Annotated in this window: 1 protein-coding gene; it reads right to left on the minus strand. The window is 65.7% G+C overall.

Annotated elements, in window-relative coordinates:
- On the minus strand, window positions 1-364 hold a 364-nt coding region (locus B2W52_RS02590; protein ID WP_286801130.1), incomplete at both ends, for an MFS transporter.

Genomic DNA, 364 nt, shown 5'->3' on the forward strand with positions numbered 1-364 from the left:
CGGGTTTCGAGACGGTCTCCGGCGCTGCCCAGATGCAGCATACCGCCAACAGCGCCATGGCTGAGTGCACCAGAAAGGTCAGGTGCAGTGGCCAGGGCAGATACTCGGAGAGGGCGCCCGCAAGCATGGGCCCGAGGCCAAGCCCGCCCATGTTCGCCGCCGTGGCAAAGAAGGTTGCCTTATCCCGCCAGTGGGGCGGAGCCAATTCAAGCACGGCAACCGTGGCCGTGCCGGTAAAGATCCCCGCAGACAGACCGGACAGCACCCGGCCGGTGAGTATCATTCCCAGCCCATTGGCCTGCCAGAACACCAGGTCGCTGATGATGGAGCACGCTAGGCCCGCGAACAGCATTGGCCGGCGGCC

Source organism: Marinobacter sp. UBA2498 (assembly GCF_002341575.1).
Lineage (GTDB): Bacteria > Pseudomonadota > Gammaproteobacteria > Pseudomonadales > Oleiphilaceae > Marinobacter > Marinobacter manganoxydans.